The following is a 17,824-nucleotide window of genomic DNA, read 5'->3' as shown; positions in this document are numbered from 1 at the left end:
TAAGAAAAAGGCATCATGATGTTTAAGAAAAAGATAATTTCAACAGCCATACTCGCTGCAATGGGTACCGTTACGCTTCCTCACCAAAGCTACGCTGCAGAAACCATTGTTGACGAAGATGTAGAAATAATACAAGTAACAGGCATTAGAGGTTCATTGCAGCGCTCTATGGATGTTAAACGCGATTCTTCTGGTATTGTCGATGCAATTTCGGCTGAGGATATGGGGAAATTTCCTGATACCAATCTTGCTGAATCGCTACAACGTATTACCGGCGTATCAATTGATAGAGCGGGCGGTGAAGGTAGCCGCGTAACAGTACGTGGATTTGGACCTGCTAATAACTTAATTACTATTAATGGCCGCCAACTTCCAAATACAACAGGTGACCGTACATTTGATTTTGCAAATGTTGCATCTGAAAGCGTATCGGGCGTGCAAGTTTATAAAACATCAGACGCAAGTGTTACCTCAGGTGGCATTGGTGCAACTATAAACTTAACAACAAACAGACCTTTAAATAGCCCAGGTATAAAAGCATCGTTTGGCGTAAAAGCTGTAGACGATCAATCAACCGACGAGGGCAGCATTACACCAGAGGTAAGCGGTTTATATTCGCAAACATTTGGGGATGACAAGTTTGGTATTTCGATTTCAGGTAGCTACCAAGACCGTGAAAGCGGTATGCAGCAGTTTATTCAAGATCAAGGCTACAGAGCATCTGATTACACAAATACAGGATGGGGCGGTGTACCAGCAGGCGCAGAAGGCGGAGCAAACAGACCTACATCAGGCATTTACTCAAACCCGCAACAACCACGTTATGTGTTTGAAGAACGTCAACGTGAACGTGTAAATGGTCAGTTGGTATTTCAATATCAACCTGTTGAAAATATTACAGCAACCCTTGATTACACGGGCTTTCAAACAACCGTTGAAGAGCAGCACACTGATGCCTCAGTTTGGTTTAACTACGCTGGCGACAGAAGTGAATCTGTTTGGGCGGGCGAGCCTAACGCGTACCCACTCATTTACTCAGAAATTTATGACATTCAAAGTGATGCCGATTACCGCGATACGTCGCTTACGGTAGGTTCTTGGGGTCGCGAAGAAAAAACAGATTCATTAGGCTTTAATCTAGAATGGGCGGTGTCTGATCAGCTTAACCTAGAATTTGATCACCACAGTTCAAAAGCATCAATGAAAGCAACTGATCCACGCCACGGTACACGTAATAATATTCAGTTACCGTCGTACACACGTTCGCGCTCAGGGCTTGATTTAACAGGCGACTTACCAGGTATTGCTATTGGTAATATTGAAAACTTTAACCCAAGTACTATGCGTTTATCGGGTAGCTGGTTTGCAAACGATAAATACGATTCAGAAATCGATCAAACGCAAATTTCGGGCGACTACTACATTGACGACAACCTAAGCATTGACTTTGGTGTTGCGGTTAATAAAGTAAATAACCATTACCGTCATACACAAGTACAGCGCCCAGATTGGGGTGGTGTTGGTGTTGAGGGTGACTTTGCTGATATTGATTGGCGCCAAGATACTATTTTAGATAAGTTTCAAGCTAAGGCGGGCAATTTTGAAGGCACTGCAACACAAGGCGAATACGATTTATTTAATACAATCTTTTTTGCCGACTTTGATGCGATTGTAAATGCAGCAGAGTACGCAGATCCTATTGCTAACGTAGATAACCTTTATGGTGATTGTAAAGCAGCCGACGGCGCAGCTGCAGGACCAAACGGCGAAGGACAATTTTGTGCCTCAACCGACTGGGATGCAGCAACAAACCGCTTTACTGAAGAAAAAACGCAGTCTGCTTTTGCACAAGTAAATTACAAAGGCGAATTGAGTGGCATGTTCTTCGACCTGCAAATTGGCTTACGCTACGAAAAAACAGACGTATTTTCTAAAGCAACTGCACCAGGTTACAGCCGCGTAGAGTGGAACGAAGATACAGCTACATCAGTAACCGGTGTTACCGGTATTGAAACGCTAAGCCAATCGGCAGATTACAGCCAGTTCCTGCCAAATATTAACTTTAATATTGAAGTTGTTGAAGATGTAATGATTCGCGCAGCAGCGAGCAAAACTATTTCAAGAGCAGGTTATGGTCAACTGCAAGGCGGTACAACTATTAATACCGGCGGTAGCTTAAGTGGTTATTCGGGTGGCTCTGGTAACCCAGGACTTAAACCGCTTGAATCAATTAACTATGACTTATCAAGTGAATGGTATTACGGCGAAGGTAGCTATATTTCGTTTGGTTACTTTAAAAAAGACGTAACAAATTGGATCACTACAGGTACTATCGACTCAAATATATTTAACTTAGCGGATCCATTAAATGGTGAAAAGTTTAGAGCTGCTACAGCGGCACTTGGCGCTAATGCATCTAACGAAGATATCAGAACCTATATATTTGAAAACTTTGCTGATGATCCAAATGTACAACCTAAATTTGATGAAGATGGCGAGTTAGACGGCGGCACAATTGTTGGTGATCCAGACTCAGATGATCCAATTAACTTTAGAATAAACGTGCCTGTAAATGGCGACCAAGAATACACCATTGATGGTTTTGAATTTAATATTCAGCACTTATTTGGTGAGTCAGGCTTTGGCGGTATTTTTAACTACACCATGGTTGACTCGGGTCTTGAATACGACAACGATTCGCTAGAGGATACAGAAGCACTTGTAGGGTTAAGTGATACTGCAAACGTGGTGTTCTTTTACGATAAAGAAGGCTTACAAGCACGTATTGCGTATAACTGGCGCGACTCGTTTTTAAATGAACGTCGTGTAAATGGCGATTTAACCGCACCAATTTACACCGATGAGTATTACCAAATAGACTTTAACGTAAGTTACGAAGTACCCGCAGTAGAGGGACTTACTGTATTTATTGAAGGTATAAACATTACTGACGAGTATGTAACATCGTACGGGCGTAAGCAACAGTTGATTTATAACATCACTCAAACAGGCTCTCGTTACGGTTTAGGTGTTCGTTATAATTTTTAATAAATTACTCTTGTAGCAACCTTATAAAAGCCGCATTTTGCGGCTTTTTTATTTGCCTAAAATAACCTAGTAATAATAATATCCAGCTGTTATAGTCAATGTGAATTTAACTTATTTGTTACATTTTATTTGTAGCAGTGGGTAAAGGCACACAACAACAATTGGAGCACACAATCCATGGCCAATCATGCATTATTAAATAATGTTGAACATCAGCATTTAAAAATAAACCCTGCACGCAGCACACACTTAGGTGACGGGGTTTGGTATAGCGAAACATTTGTGAGCGAATTTAGAGTCGCTCAAGCACATTACCCAATATTTTTTACCAAAGACGATACAACAAATACATTTTCGCCGGTGTGTTTGTACGGGATAAATAAAGACGAAAACTTATTTTTAGTAAACCAGCAATGGCAAGCACACTATATTCCACTAAGTATGCAGCGACTGCCTTTTGCTATCGCTACTCAAAATACAATGCAAAACGGTGTGGCAACGCAAGAGCGCATGCTTAGCATTGATTTAGACTCGCCAAAAGTGTCAACAAAGCAGGGTATTAACTTATTTTTAGAACACGGCGGGAATAGCGATTACCTCGAAAACATAATAAATGTGCTTGATAACCTGCATCATGGTTTGCAAGAAAATCAGCCATTTATTAAAACTTTGATTAAACATGGTTTGCTTGAATCGGTATCGCTAGAGCTTGATTTAGTAAACGGGCTTAAACACAACTTACTTGGTTTTTATACAATAAACGAAGACTCGCTTAACCAGCTAAGTAGCGATGCAATTACACAGCTGCATTCGCAAGGGTATTTAGCGTGTATATACATGATCATTGCATCGCAAGTACATGTGCGTGATTTAGTGGCGCTTAAAAACGAGCAACTTATGCTACAAAAGCACGCTGTGTAAGTATTTCGCTATGGAAAATTTAGCAAATAAAATTCAAACGCTTAATGGCTTAACTCCCAGCACGTTGCCCAAAGAGCTTTTAAACTCGTCTGTGCCTATTGTACTAAAAGGGTTTGTGACCGATTGGCCCCTCGTTATTGCTGCTAAAAAGTCAGACAGTGCAGCGATTGATTATTTAGCGCCGTTTTACGAAGGTTTTTTAGTTAATACTTGCACAATACCCGCCAGTCAAAGCGGGGTTATAGGGTATAACCCCGATATGAGCGGTTTTAATTTTACTAATCAGCAAGCGGCATTTATTAATGCGCTTGAGCAAATAGCGCAAAGTGCAAATAATCCACAAGCCGACACTTTATACATTGGCTCTACTAGCATTGCACAGTGCTTACCTGGTTTGGTTAATCACTGCCACGTTAACGCATTAAACGAAGGCTGTTTATTTAATGTATGGGCAGGCGGAAAGGTTACCGTACCAGCACATTACGACGTAGCGCAAAATTTAGCATGTTGCGTTGCAGGCAAAAGGCGTTTTACTTTATTTGCCCCCGATCAAATAGATAATTTATACATAGGTCCGCTTGATAAAGCACCCGGTGGTCAGCCAATAAGCTTAACCACCACAACTGCGCCCAACTTCACGCAATACCCTAAATTTGAGCAGGCAATAAAAGCGGCAATTACCGTTGATCTTGAAGCAGGCGATGCCCTTATATTACCCTGCATGTGGTGGCACCAAGTAGAGGGGCTTGGCAGTTTAAATATACTGTTTAATTATTGGTTTAAAAATACGCCAGCGGTGTATGGGCAGCCTACTAATGCGTTGCACCTTGCTATTTTAAACATACGTAATTTACCAAAGCATGAGCGCGCAGCATGGCAACGTTTGTTTAATTACTATGTATTTGCTGATAACGAATTTACCCACATACCAGAGCCCGCACAGGCTATTTTAACAAAGCCAATGAATGAGCTAACAGCGCGTAAATTAAGAGCCGAATTACAAAATAAATTAAGACGCTAAGCGTACTAGTAAGGTTTGAATTATGAATCAAAATGCAATTAGAAAAATCGTAATAGCAGGTGGCGGTACCGCCGGTTGGATGTGCAGCGCTGCAATGGCAAAGCTACTAGGTAAAAATATTGAAATATGCTTGGTTGAATCCGATTTAATACCTACCGTAGGGGTCGGTGAATCTACTATTCCTACGCTGCATATATTTCATGATTTACTAAAAATTAGCGAATCAGAATTTATGGCAGCGACTAATGCCACGTTTAAATTAGGCATATCGTTTGAGGGTTGGAAACAAAACCAGCAAAGCTACTTTCACTCATTTGGTTATGTGGGGCAAGGCTGCTGGGCTGCAGGTTTTCAGCACTTTTGGCTAAAAGGGATGCAACAAGGTGTAGCAGCCGATATTGGCGATTATTGCACAGAGCACGTAGCAAGTCGCTTGGGTAAATTTGCTGTAGTACCGAATCAAGACCGTAACCATGCTTATCAGTTAGATGCAGGTTTGTACGCTAAATTTTTACGAAATTTTGCACAGCAAAACGGCGCTAAACGTATAGAAGGCATGATAAGCAAAGTTAACTTAGAGCCCACTAATGGCTTTATAAAATCGCTTACTTTAGGTGACGGGCAAATTATTGAGGGCGATTTATTTATAGATTGCACCGGCTTTAAAGGTTTATTAATAGAGCAAGCGCTACACACCGGATACGAAGATTGGAGCCATTGGCTCCCGTGCGACAGCGCAGTAGCAGTACAAACCGAATTAGTAAGCCCAATAGTGCCATATACGCGTGCAATGGCACATAAATGTGGTTGGCAGTGGCAAATACCGCTGCAAAGCCGTCGTGGTAATGGCTTAGTGTTTTGTAGTAAATACATGAGCGATGATGAGGCCAAAACAGCGCTACTCAATAACGTAGAAGGCAAACCGATTAATGAGCCGCGCGTTATTAAATACCGCACCGGTACACGGCGTAAACATTGGAACAAAAACTGTGTAGCTATTGGCTTAGCAAGTGGTTTTATTGAGCCGCTTGAATCAACCAGTATTCATTTAATTCAGCAAAGCATTATAAGATTAATGCAAAACATGCCAACCAAAGCAATCGAGTCGTGCTATCAAGATGACTTTAATAACAAAATGCGCTTTGAAGCCGAAAATATTCGCGACTTTATTGTGCTGCATTACCATGTAACACAGCGCACCGACAGCGACTTTTGGCGTTACTGTAAAAACATGCCAATTCCAGAGTCGCTTGCCAAACGCATTGAGCTATTTAAGCAAAGTGGGCATGTTTATAAAGCAGAGCAAGAGCTATTTGGTGAAGCCTCGTGGTTACAAGTGATGTTAGGGCAAGGGCTAGTGCCGCAAAATTATCACCCCATTGTAGACAGCATGAGCGATGATGAGCTTAAACGATTTTTAGAATCAATAAAAAATCATGTGGCTAAAAAAGCAAATAGCTTACCGAGTCACATTGATTTTATTAATCATTATTGCAAGGCTAAGTAAGTATTATGCTAACACTTGGCAATAACTTACAGCCGCAGTATGAGTTTATAGGGCAAGAGCAAACGCCAATTATTATAATTGACAACTACCTGAGTGAGCCGCAAAAACTTATAAACTTAGCGCAAAGTGCTGATGAAAGTGCTGCCCTAAGTGATGAAAATCATGCGCAAAATAATGGCGAGTTTAAACCCGACGAACTCACTCAATACCCAGGTTTACGCATGCCGCTGCCAAAGCAATGTGTGGTTGATTACTTAAAGCCGCTTATACAGGGGCTTTATAACGTATTTAATATTGGGCAAACACTTACCCCATGCCCAAAAGATAATACCTTATCGTTAATTACTAAAACACAGCAGCAGCTATCACCAATACAAACCTTGCCACACTTTGATACCAACGATCCTAACCTAATTGCCATTATTCATTACCTTGGCGAAGGCGAGCATGGCGGCACTGGATTTTTTAGACATAAAAAAACAGGGTTTGAAACAATCAGCTCAAAGCGCAAAAACACTTATTTAACATATGCTCAGAAGTACCTTGAATTAGATAATGCAAAGCCTAGTTATTGCACCACGCAGCACAGTGAGTTTGAGTGCTACAAGCACATAGAATATAAGCCAAATAGGCTTATTGTGTTTCCTGGGTATTTGCTGCACACCAGTTTACTTAATACGTCTACCGATATTTCGTCGTGTCCACAAACAGGGCGGCTAACGGCTAATATGTTTGTTCATTTTAAATAGGAATACTATGTCTTTTTCTTTACCTAGATTCGCATATAAAGGTTGGCTATTAAGCTTTGTTGTATTGGCGCTGAGTACGGCAACAGTGCAAAAAAGTAATGCTACAGGGTTTGATACCCTCCCTAAAAAGCAATTTAATGTGCTGCTATTTACAAAAACCGCAGGGTGGCACCATAAGTCGCAAACCGAAGGCGTTAAAGCGTTAGAGGTCTTAGCCGATAAGCACTTTTTTAACTTAATTTGGCACGAAGAAAGCCATTATTTTAACGACGATTACTTAAAAAATGTTGATGTAGTGGTATTTTTATCAACTACGGGCGATATTTTAAACCCAAAAGAGCAAGCCGCGCTTGAGCGATTTGTAAAAGCAGGTAAAGGTTTTGTTGGTATTCATAGCGCATCAGATACCGAATACGACTGGCCGTGGTACCAAAAGCTGGTGGGGCGCACCTTTAACATTCATCCTGTTATTCAAACTGGCTTACTAAGTAAAGTACCTAATACTCGCTTTATTGGCTTAAACCATATGCCGCAGGAAATACTTTGGACCGACGAGTGGTACGAATTTGGGCCCGAGCTAACTAAGTTAAACTACTTACTCACAGTTGATGAGCAAAGTTACGACCCAACTGCCGATTGGGGTAATAACAAAACAGGCTCAGGTATGGGGGCGTTTCATCCTATTTCGTGGTATCACAATTACGATGGTGGTCGATCATTTTATACAGCCCTTGGGCATACTAATGCTGTGTATAAAAGTGAGTTTTTAATCGAGCATATTTATGGCGGAATTTATTGGGCTGCAACGGGTAAAGGGTTAAAAAAAGTAGCAATTAATAAATAACCAATAAATACGCTTTTAACACTATTTATGTCGATTTAGGCTGCTTTTTAAGCGGCCTTTTATATTTTTTAAGAACGTATTAAACACCTTCACACATTTCACTTAGTTTATAAAATAAACAAATAATTTTGAGAATTCCTTGATCAAATGGTCAAAAAGACTATATTGGATTTGCACGCTGATATAATTCAAATAAAGAGGATAAACATGAAAGTATTTTTTAAAATAACAACTTTATTGTTAACGCTAATAAGCTATCAATCACTTGCTGCATTTAATAATAACCCATCGAGTGTAGGCGCCGACAGTTCAGGAGCATACCGTAACCTCGCACAAGAAATGGGTAAAACAAATATACAGCAAAAAGTGAATAGTACTTTTGACAATATGTTTGGCTATAACAACACACAACAACTTTACTACCCGTACACCGAAAACGGTGTTTATAAAGCACACTACATAAAAGCAATTAACCCAGACGAAGGCGACGATATAAGAACAGAAGGGCAATCGTGGGGAATGACCGCCGCTGTCATGCTTTATAAACAAGAAGAATTTGATAACCTATGGCGCTTTGCAAAAGCGTATCAAAAAAATCCAGACAATCACCCTGATGTAAAAAAACAAGGCGTTTACGCGTGGAAACTAAAGCTTAATCAAAACGGCTTTGTTTATAAAGTGGATGAGGGCCCCGCTCCCGATGGTGAAGAGTACTTTGCGTTTGCACTACTTAATGCCTCTGCTCGTTGGGGGAATTCTGGTGAGTTTAACTACTACAACGATGCCATTACCATGTTAAACACAATTAAAAATAAGCTTATGGAAAACCAAATAATCCGCTTTTCACCTTACATTGATAACCTAACAGACCCTTCTTATCACATACCTGCGTTTTATGACTACTTTGCAAATAACGTAACTAACCAAGCAGACAAAACTTACTGGCGACAAGTAGCCACAAAAAGTAGAACCTTACTTAAAAACCATTTTACAAAAGTAAGTGGTAGCCCGCATTGGAACTTACCTACATTTTTATCGCGCTTAGATGGCAGCCCTGTTATTGGCTACATTTTTAACGACCAAGCAAACCCAGGTCAATGGTATGAATTTGATGCATGGCGCGTAATTATGAATGTGGGTTTAGACGCGCATTTAATGGGTGCTCAAGCGTGGCATAAAAGCGCAGTAAATAAAGCACTGGGCTTTTTAAGTTATGCAAAAACTAACAACAGTAATAACTGTTACGAGCAAGTGTATTCGTACGGTGGAGCGCAAAACAAAGGCTGTGCAGGCGAAGGTCAAAAAGCCGCGAATGCAGTAGCGTTACTTGCTTCAACAAACTCTGGGCAAGCAAATGAGTTTTTTAACGAATTTTGGTCTTTATCGCAACCAACAGGTGACTACCGTTACTACAATGGTTCGTTATATATGTTAGCTATGCTGCATGTATCGGGCAATTTTAAGTTTTATAACAACACGTTTAATTAAAATACCGGTGCCTAAGTAGCAAAAACCTAAGCATCAAAAGTTTAGGCGGCAAAAACTTAGATAATAAAAAACCGGTGTAACTAAGTTACACCGGTTTTTTGCTTAACTAATGTGCTTAACTTTCTCTTTAATACGTTGCTTAACTAATTTAGCTAATTAGCCAAACCCGCTACTTTTACATCAAGCGTAAACAAGCCCTTTGCGGTGGTTATTAATAAGGTTTTGCGATTTTTACCACCAAAGGCAAGGTTGGTTACATTAGGGCCCAGTTCAATTTTATCGATAAGTGAGCCGCGTGGCGTGTAAATATTAATAACGCCTTTTTTGTGGCTGCTTACGTAAATATTGCCAGCAGAGTCTACTTTTATACCATCGGGTGAGGTTACTTTAATAAAGTCTTCGCGTGGTGAGATATCACCATTTTCATCAATAGTGTATTTGCTTATGCGGTTACTAAAGTCGCCAACATAAAGGGTACGTTGATCTGGCGAGAGCGCAACACCATTGGGCTTTTCAAGAGTGGCGTCAATTAAACTAAGTACGCCTGTATTACTTAATTTATACACACCGGTATAAGACATTTGCTGAGTGCGTTCGCCTAGTTGCCAATTAGGATCGGTAAAAAATATATCGCCATTTTTATGCATAGTCATATCGTTTGGCGAGCTAAAGCTTAGCCCATCAAACTTATTAACTATTACGGTATTGGTCTTACTTTTTATATTAATTTTAGAAAGCGACTGCGTACTATGGTTAAGCGTATAGAGGCTCTGCCCTTTGGCATACAAGCCGTTTGTACCACTGTGTTTTAAATAAGTGGTGAGGGTATTGGGCAGCACTAATTTATAAATGGTCGAATCAGGGCCAAGTGCTTGCGAGCTAGCAAAGTTCATTTCTGAAAAATAAAACGCATTGTCTTGGCTTGACCACGTTGGGCCTTCTAAAAATAATAAATTGTCACTAACAAGTGTGGGTGTTACGCCCTTTATTAATGGCGACTGCTCATTGCTTTGGCTGTTTACAGTGTTTAACAAAGGTGTATTTTCAGGTTGTTGTGCCAGCGCTGCTTTATTAAAACAGAGCATTAATACAACTAAGCTTAGCGTTTTTTTGTGTGTTTTTAGCATAGACGTTTACTCAGGTTTGTTTAATTTATAATTAATGGTCATTTTGACTATATCATTTATTTTTTTCGTTGTATGATATTTATCGAAAATAATAACGATTCAACGGAGCACACACATGCATAAAAAACACACACTCAGCCTGCTTTTACTTGCAGGATCATTAAGCGTAAACGCTGCACAAGACCAAGGCCTTAAAAACACCTTTGTAGACTCATTCAAAATGGGGGTTGCTGTAAATCAAGATATAGTGACAGGTAAAAACGCAGCCGCGCAGTCAATTATTGCTAAGCAATTTAATACAGTCACCCTAGAAAACGCCATGAAAGCAGAAGTAATTTACCCACAGCAAGGTAAGGTCGATTTTAATGGTGCAGATGCGTTTATAGATTTTGCCAAGCAAAATAATATGTTTACCGTAGCCCACACCTTAGTGTGGCATAACCAAACGCCCGACTGGTTTTTTACAAATAGCAAAAATGAGCCAAATACCCCAGCACAGCAGCTTGAGCAAATGCGCAAACACATAGAGCTTGTAGCAGGGCGCTATAAAAACAAAGTAGATGCGTGGGATGTAGTTAACGAAGTGATTGCTGATGACGGCTCTTATCGCCCAACTGTGTGGGTTAACCGCGTAGGTGATGGCGATACTATGGTAAAAGCCGCATTTAAATACGCCCAGCAGTATTCACCTAATACCGAGCTTTACTACAATGACTTTAATGCATGGCGACCAGAAAAAAGAGACGGCATTATACGTATGATCAAAATGCTGCAAAAAGAAGGTATTCGAATCGATGGCATTGGCATACAAGCGCATTGGGGGCTTAACTTTCCTAAAATGCAAAATATTGAACAAGCCATTGACGCCTACGCTGCGCTGGGTATAAAAGTGATGATCACTGAGCTTGATATAGACGTGCTGCCTTTAACAAAAGAAGGGCAGATTACCGGCACCGATATGATGAAACCACAGTTTCAGTTAGAAGAGTTTGAAAACTACCTCGACCCATACAAAAATGGCTTGCCGAGCGACGTAGAAGCGCAACTAAACGCCCGTTATAAAGCCTTGTTTGAACTGTTTTACGCAAAACGCGACAAGATAGACCGCGTAACCTTTTGGGGGTTACACGATGGTATGTCGTGGAAAAACGACTACCCAATCCCAAACAGAACAAACTATCCATTACTATGGGATCGTAATTTAAACCCTAAGCCAGTTATTAAAACCATTGCTGAAGTAGTTCAGTAAACTGAATTGTGTAGTCAAAGCCGAGTATTTTTAAATACTCGGCTTTTTTTTGATACTTTCACAAAGAGTAAAGAATGAGAAGTGCCTCATGACTTTAAAGCATCATGATAAGAAAAAGAGCTTAAAGTTTATAACTAGCAATAGGTTATAGTATTTGGTACTAATGTAGTTAAAGAGCATGCCGTAATCATAAAGTGAAAAAGAATTTCTGATTGAGCTTTTATTTGAATCTCTAATTGGGAATTTTATTGAATGATTAATATTTTAGGAAATTTTGCTAGATTAGAAGAGCTTTTTTTGATGCTTGATGCAAAATTATCCGAAATAGATTTAGCGATTACAAGTTTCATTTATCATGAAAGTACGACAAGCTAAGGCAATACTCATTTTATTTGTGTTAACGACTTCATGTGCCAATACTTTGCGCTCAGAAGCCTTTACCACTTTTTTCCATTGCCTCTTGAATGACCTCAGATTTTAGCCGCTCTTCGGTATACATTTTCTTTAAACGGCGATTTTCATCTTCAAGCTCTTTCATTCGTGTCATTAAAGGTGCACCCATGCCGCTGTATTTAGCGCGTCATTTATAAAAGGTTGAGTTCCCATACCATGTTCAGGGCATAGCTCTGGGGTAGGCACTCTGCTCTCGGCTTGCTTCAAAATAGCGAGGATCTGGCTGTCTGTAAAATGTGCTGTTTTTATAATTTTCTCCAGTGTTTACAACAAGAGAAAATTCTACGTTTGGCTTCATATTATTTTTCGGGGGTATTACCATGGCTTATTTGGTTATTTAATTTTATTTCCTATTGGCTTGAGACTATTTATAAATAGTAAAAAATGAATGATTACTTCTAATACAGTTTGATATTAATTTAAACGGTTTATATGAAGTGACCCTCAATAGTTGGGCATTCCAATTATCAAGGGTTTTTATATTTAAACATTATTGAACATTTAAGTTAAAACTCAATTAGCTTACCCAAAAACTTGGTTTTAGGGCTTTAGACATCAAGTTGTTTTTTCACTTGAGCATCTAACGATTCGCCATTCACTTCACTAGAATCGTCACTCATTAGATATAAATATGTAGGCATTAAATCCTCTGGTGTAGCAAGTGCGTCTCTATCTTCACCTGGATATGCCGCAGCTCGCATTGAAGTGCGAGTAGCGCCTGGGTTAATACAGTTTACACGAATATTCGTTTTACCTACTTCACATGCCCATGTTTGCATCATACCTTCTACTGCAAATTTTGAGATGGCATAAGGCCCCCAAAATTCACGACCTTTGCGGCCTACACCTGATGACGTAAATACTATCGATGCATTATCAGACTTACGAAGAACAGGAAAAAGTGCTTTAGTGATCATTGCTTGTGCAGTCACGTTTACTTTCATTATGTTTTCGAACGTAGATGAGCAAAAATGTTCAAGCGGACCGAGTGACCCTAAAATACCTGCATTATTAAGCAACCCGTCAAGGCGTCCAAACTGATATTCGATTGTTGCAGCAAGGTCACGGTAGTTTTGCTTCGTTGCGCCTTTTAAATCCATAGGGACTATTGCAGGTTTAGGGTAGCCAGCATTAACAATTTCATCGTAAACACATTCAAGTTTATTAGTTGTTTTTCCTAATAAGATAACTGTAGCGCCGTATTTTGCATACGTAATTGCTGCAACTCGGCCAATACCATCACCGGCGCCTGTTATTAAAATAACTTTATCTTTAAGTGCGTTTTCAGCTGCTTGATATGTGTGCATAAAAGTACCAATTCATATAATTTTTTTGATTTTAACATAGCGAAACGTGAAGTAATCGAATTTATTGTAAAATTAGGTGGCGAAAATAGAAACTTTACGTTAAGTTTAACTGGTCTAATGTCTCATTAATAACCTGATTACATTGTTTTAACTTAATACACTGATTAAACACACTATAAAAATAAAATACGTGCGGAGCCAACAATATGAAAAAAATGCTACTTTCACTCTCGGTTACAGCTGCTTTAGCAGGTTGTGGCGGTGGAGAAACGTTAACAGATGTCAAAAACGACACAGCACCAGTTATCCCAACAGCAACAGTTACATTTGATCCAGCAGCAGGTATCTTATCGGTACCTAATGATTTATTAATGAGTGGAACTCAAGACGGTACACTTAATATTCCTGGTGAATTAGATGACAACAATGTGTCTATTTCGCGCGCAGCTTATGCAAACCCTCAGCTTGCACTAGGTGCACTTGATGGTTGGTCTTCGCAGGTTCCTTATAAAATCGATTTAACATTCCCACCAAATGTGAGTTTAGATGAAGCGTCTGCTGGGACCCCTGGTACAGTAAGAATTTTTGAAGTTGTAATGGGTGCAAGTTTAACTGATGCAGAATGTTCAGTTGTAGCTGCCGGTACTGCTTGTAAATTGCTCGGTGAGCTTACTTTTGGTGTTGACTTTGTTACTCAAGCTTCAGGTGATGGCGTTGCAATTATTCCTTTAAAACCATTTACGGCAGGTAGCTCATACATCAATGTATTAACTACTGGTCTTAAAGATTCATTAGGGCGTTCTATTGAGCCTTCTTCTACTTATGGGCTGGTTAAACAAGAAGCGCCATTAATTACAGAAGCCCAACTTGGTTTGCAGGGGGCTGTTAACAGTTACGAAAATGTAGTAGTTAGCTCAGGCGATATCACAAAAGAAGATATTATTTTTTCTAGTGCGATGACTATTCAATCAGCAGGCCCTGTACTTGGGACAATTAAAAAGTTACTAGCTGCAAGCTTGCAACAGCCTGCGTTACCAACTCCTGCGCTTCAAGTTCCTGAACAACCTATGGTAAATGTACAACAAGTATTTGCTTCTCAGGGTGTAGAAGTCTCTGCTGCATTCTCTGGTGTGCAATATCAAAAAGGTAGCATTATGTTACCGATGTACTTAGGTACACCAACGGGTACTGATATTAGTGATTTAAGTGATACATATTGGCAAGGTATGTGTGATAACGCGGTGGCAATAATTGGTTATAAGGCCGTTGCAGGCGATGCATTTCCTGCAGATCCTATTAGTGAAAATGATGGTTTATGTTCTGCATTAAGTGACGGACAATTACGTGACTTAGGACTAGACAGCACACGCCATTTAACAAAATACAACTCAATTCCAAAAGTACAAAGCATGGCAAATGTGCCAGTGCAAGTTACTAAACCTATTTTACCGATAATTAATGGTGTCCGTGCACAGTTACAATTAGATCCTATCGCAATGCCTGAAGGTGGATGGCCTGTTGTGATTATGCAGCACGGTATTACAACACAAAAAGAAAGTATGCTTGCTTTAACTGCGCAGCTTTCTATTCAAGGCTTTGCAACGGTTGCTATTGACCATCCAAGACATGGTGAGCGCGGAATAGATGTTGATGGTGATGGAACAGACGACTTTAATGCAACAACGGGTTCTGTGCTTAGTTACATGAACTTAAGTTCATTACTTGTTGCACGTGATAGCTTACGTCAATCGGCTGCTGATTTATTAGGCCTTCGTTTAGGCTTAAACTTTATTAACGATACAACTATTAATAGTAAAGACGTTACCTACATTGGGCATTCGCTAGGTTCTATTGTTGCTCCAGCATTTATTGCTCAAGCTAATACGCCAATGGCAGAAACGCTTGATCCGCTATTTAATGTAAACACGGTAGCTCTTGCAAGTGGTGGTGGCGGTATAGCAAGCTTCTTACTTGAATCTGCTGCGTTTGGTCCATTTATTCAAGGTTCAGTACTTTCACAAGCGGGTACAACAGAAGCTGATGAATTTACTGCATACTTACAAGGAGATGCAGTTTCTAACTGTGGCTCATTAATACCAGACATGGAAGCTTACTTGACATGTGGTTACAACGAATATATTGCATCACTTACCACTGCGGGTGAAACGACTAAACTTACTAACATTCAAGGTGTATTTACACAGTTTGCTTTTGCGGCGCAAACTGCGCTAGATAGTGGCGACCCAACTAACTACGCAGCCACTGTGAAAGCATTAGGTACTCCTGTTTATACTAATGTTGTTGTGGGTGATGGTGTTGATAACAAGCCTGACCAAGTGATACCACCAATGGCAGCTAATAATCCTATTTCTGGCACAATTCCATTAGCTAACTTGATGGGTCTTGAGACAGTAAGTTCTTCGCAAGCATTGAGTGAAACACCAGCAAGCTACTTAGTTAAATTTACTAAAGGGCATCATGGTTCTATATTAACACCAGCTCAAGATGCTGCACAGGCTGCAACTGTTGAAGGCAGTGCTGCCGCTAATGCAGAAATGCAGTTGCAAGTAGCTACTTACTTAGCTGCTCGCGGACGGATGTTATTAGTTTCAAACCCTGAGGTTGTGACTGATTAATAACCAGTAAAATAATTAACCTTTAAAAGCCACTGAAAAGTTAACACCGATCAGTTAAGGTATTTTTGATCGGTTGACCGATCTTTTGGTTGCTTCACAATACCCTTATCATCTTTTGATTATGAGGGTATTTTTATGCTTAGTCATTGGTTACTTGATACGGATATATTCGCCACTCCTGACTCTTTATCTACATTTCAGAAACATATCCCTCTTGAGTGGATTTCTAATGTGCTCGAACAGACCGATAAAGCAAGTATTCGCAAACGTAAGTTACCTGCTGAGCTTGTCGTCTGGCTTATCATTGCAATGGGTCTTTTTCGCGACCGCTCTATTAGTGACGTTGTTGAGAAGTTAGATTTAACACTCACTGATACCCTGGGCGATACGGTTGCTCCAAGTGCTATTCCTCAAGCGAGACAGCGCCTGAGTAGCGACCCCCTCCAAGCCTTATTTCACCTATGTGCAGCCCATTGGACACAAGAAGAAGATGCTGATGATACGTGGTATGGACTCCGGTTATTTTCTGTCGATGGAACGCAATTTCGTGCACCCGATACACCAGCTCTTGCTGAGCACTTTCACTATATTAAGCACAGTAAAAACCGTCATACAGAATATCCTATTGTACGCCTATGCGCCTTAAGCTCCTTGCGTAGCCGGTTGATACACCACGTTGCCTTCGGGCCCAGTTATCAAGGTGAGGTGAACTACGCAAAGCAGTTATTTGGTCATGTAAGTGATAACAGTCTAACTATTTTTGACCGATGTTATCTCAGCGCTGAGCTACTGATTAATTGGCGTAAGCAACACCCACAGTCGCACTGGATGGTCCCGATTAAAAGCAACACGCAATACACCGTCATTGAATCTTACTCTGAGCATGACTTCAAAGTAGAGATGAGTGTATCTGCGCATGCCAGAAAACAAGACCCTTCGCTTCCTGAGTGCTGGCAGGCCAGACTGGTTCTTTATCCTGAGCCAATGGGGCCTGGAAAAATAAAAGGTCTGCTGTGCTCTTTGGATGATAAACAGGCTTTTGGTGCACAGGCCATTCTTGATGTCTATTTCGAGCGCTGGGAAATTGAAAATAGCTATGGAGAAATAAAACACCAGATGCTTGAGGATAGTATTCTTTTGCGTAGTCAGACTGTGGATGGAGTCAATCAAGAGCTATGGGGTATATTGCTAGCCTACAATTTAATTCGAGTAGAGATAAGTCGAATAGCCAAAGAGGCTAAAGTCTCCCCGCTGAGAATTAGTTTTGTCATGGCTTTGCGGGATATACAGGATGAAATACTCTGGTGTGCCATCGCTTCGCCAGGTTCAATTCCAAAGAAATTAAGGGCAATGCGAGAACGAGTGAAACGTTATATTCTTCCAGAAAAAAGAAAACGGCCCAAAAGTAGGACCGTTCGAATTTCAAAAACTCGGTACACCATTAAGTCAAAGCATGCTTAACTGAATGGTGTTA

At 40.3% G+C, this 17,824-nt stretch carries 13 protein-coding genes and 1 pseudogene; 11 read left to right on the top strand and 3 right to left on the bottom strand.

Going from position 1 to position 17,824, the window contains the following annotated elements; translation table 11 throughout:
* Positions 1 to 18 precede the first annotated feature (18 nt).
* From GQR45_RS14705 to GQR45_RS14675, 7 genes are all read left to right on the top strand, one after another.
* Entirely contained in the window at positions 19 to 3,048 is a 3,030-nt protein-coding gene (locus tag GQR45_RS14705; RefSeq protein WP_165726334.1) for a TonB-dependent receptor, read from the top strand.
* 177 nt (positions 3,049 to 3,225) lie between these two features.
* Positions 3,226 to 3,969: a SapC family protein gene (locus tag GQR45_RS14700; RefSeq protein WP_165726333.1), complete on the top strand. Its 744-nt coding sequence runs from the start codon at positions 3,226 to 3,228 to the stop codon at positions 3,967 to 3,969.
* Between the two features lie 10 nt (positions 3,970 to 3,979).
* A complete protein-coding gene (locus tag GQR45_RS14695) occupies positions 3,980 to 4,990 on the top strand; it encodes a cupin-like domain-containing protein (RefSeq protein WP_165726332.1) in 1,011 nt (336 codons plus the stop codon).
* Positions 4,991 to 5,012: 22 nt separating this feature from the next.
* Positions 5,013 to 6,497, top strand: coding sequence for a tryptophan halogenase family protein (locus tag GQR45_RS14690; RefSeq protein WP_165726331.1), 1,485 nt, complete (start codon positions 5,013 to 5,015; stop codon positions 6,495 to 6,497).
* 5 nt (positions 6,498 to 6,502) lie between these two features.
* Positions 6,503 to 7,246, top strand: a complete 744-nt coding sequence (locus GQR45_RS14685) for a DUF6445 family protein (protein ID WP_165726330.1) — start codon at positions 6,503 to 6,505, stop codon at positions 7,244 to 7,246.
* A 7-nt stretch (positions 7,247 to 7,253) separates the two neighbouring features.
* On the top strand, positions 7,254 to 8,090 hold the full coding sequence (locus tag GQR45_RS14680) for a ThuA domain-containing protein (RefSeq protein ID WP_165726329.1): 837 nt from the start codon (positions 7,254 to 7,256) through the stop codon (positions 8,088 to 8,090).
* A gap of 207 nt (positions 8,091 to 8,297) precedes the next feature.
* Positions 8,298 to 9,578 carry a glycosyl hydrolase family 8 gene (locus GQR45_RS14675; protein ID WP_165726328.1) on the top strand — a complete coding sequence of 427 codons (1,281 nt, stop codon included), beginning with the start codon at positions 8,298 to 8,300 and terminating at the stop codon, positions 9,576 to 9,578.
* A 152-nt stretch (positions 9,579 to 9,730) separates the two neighbouring features.
* Here the strand turns inward: GQR45_RS14675 and GQR45_RS14670 are convergent, their stop codons facing one another.
* A complete protein-coding gene (locus tag GQR45_RS14670) occupies positions 9,731 to 10,705 on the bottom strand; it encodes an SMP-30/gluconolactonase/LRE family protein (protein ID WP_165726327.1) in 975 nt (324 codons plus the stop codon).
* 115 nt (positions 10,706 to 10,820) lie between these two features.
* Here GQR45_RS14670 and GQR45_RS14665 point away from each other — a divergent pair, with 115 nt between their 5' ends.
* Both GQR45_RS14665 and GQR45_RS21520 read left to right on the top strand, forming a co-directional pair.
* Positions 10,821 to 11,954, top strand: a complete 1,134-nt coding sequence (locus tag GQR45_RS14665) for an endo-1,4-beta-xylanase (protein ID WP_165726326.1) — start codon at positions 10,821 to 10,823, stop codon at positions 11,952 to 11,954.
* A gap of 252 nt (positions 11,955 to 12,206) precedes the next feature.
* Complete coding sequence (locus GQR45_RS21520) at positions 12,207 to 12,329, top strand: hypothetical protein (protein WP_277344611.1); 123 nt, start codon at positions 12,207 to 12,209, stop codon at positions 12,327 to 12,329.
* Here GQR45_RS21520 and GQR45_RS21385 read toward each other — a convergent pair.
* Positions 12,288 to 12,656: pseudogene (locus tag GQR45_RS21385) on the bottom strand (transposase); the annotation flags it as partial. The gene GQR45_RS21520 and the pseudogene GQR45_RS21385 sit on opposite strands and share 42 nt — an antisense overlap.
* Positions 12,657 to 12,955: 299 nt before the next feature.
* Positions 12,956 to 13,714 (bottom strand): YciK family oxidoreductase, encoded by a 759-nt coding sequence (locus GQR45_RS14660; RefSeq protein WP_165726325.1) that lies wholly within the window; start codon positions 13,712 to 13,714, stop codon positions 12,956 to 12,958.
* Between the two features lie 206 nt (positions 13,715 to 13,920).
* Here GQR45_RS14660 and GQR45_RS14655 point away from each other — a divergent pair, with 206 nt between their 5' ends.
* Entirely contained in the window at positions 13,921 to 16,350 is a 2,430-nt protein-coding gene (locus GQR45_RS14655) for a VolA/Pla-1 family phospholipase (protein ID WP_165726324.1), read from the top strand.
* 135 nt (positions 16,351 to 16,485) lie between these two features.
* The gene (locus tag GQR45_RS14650; RefSeq protein ID WP_165725782.1) at positions 16,486 to 17,811 is read left to right on the top strand and encodes an IS4 family transposase; all 1,326 of its coding nucleotides are present in this window, start codon (positions 16,486 to 16,488) and stop codon (positions 17,809 to 17,811) included.
* Positions 17,812 to 17,824 lie beyond the last annotated feature (13 nt).

Origin of the sequence: Pseudoalteromonas sp. SA25, from assembly GCF_011378705.1 — a bacterium.
Classification (GTDB): domain Bacteria; phylum Pseudomonadota; class Gammaproteobacteria; order Enterobacterales; family Alteromonadaceae; genus Pseudoalteromonas; species Pseudoalteromonas arctica.
Note: the sequence above shows the minus strand (reverse complement) of the source record. Positions and strands in the feature narration are given on the sequence as shown.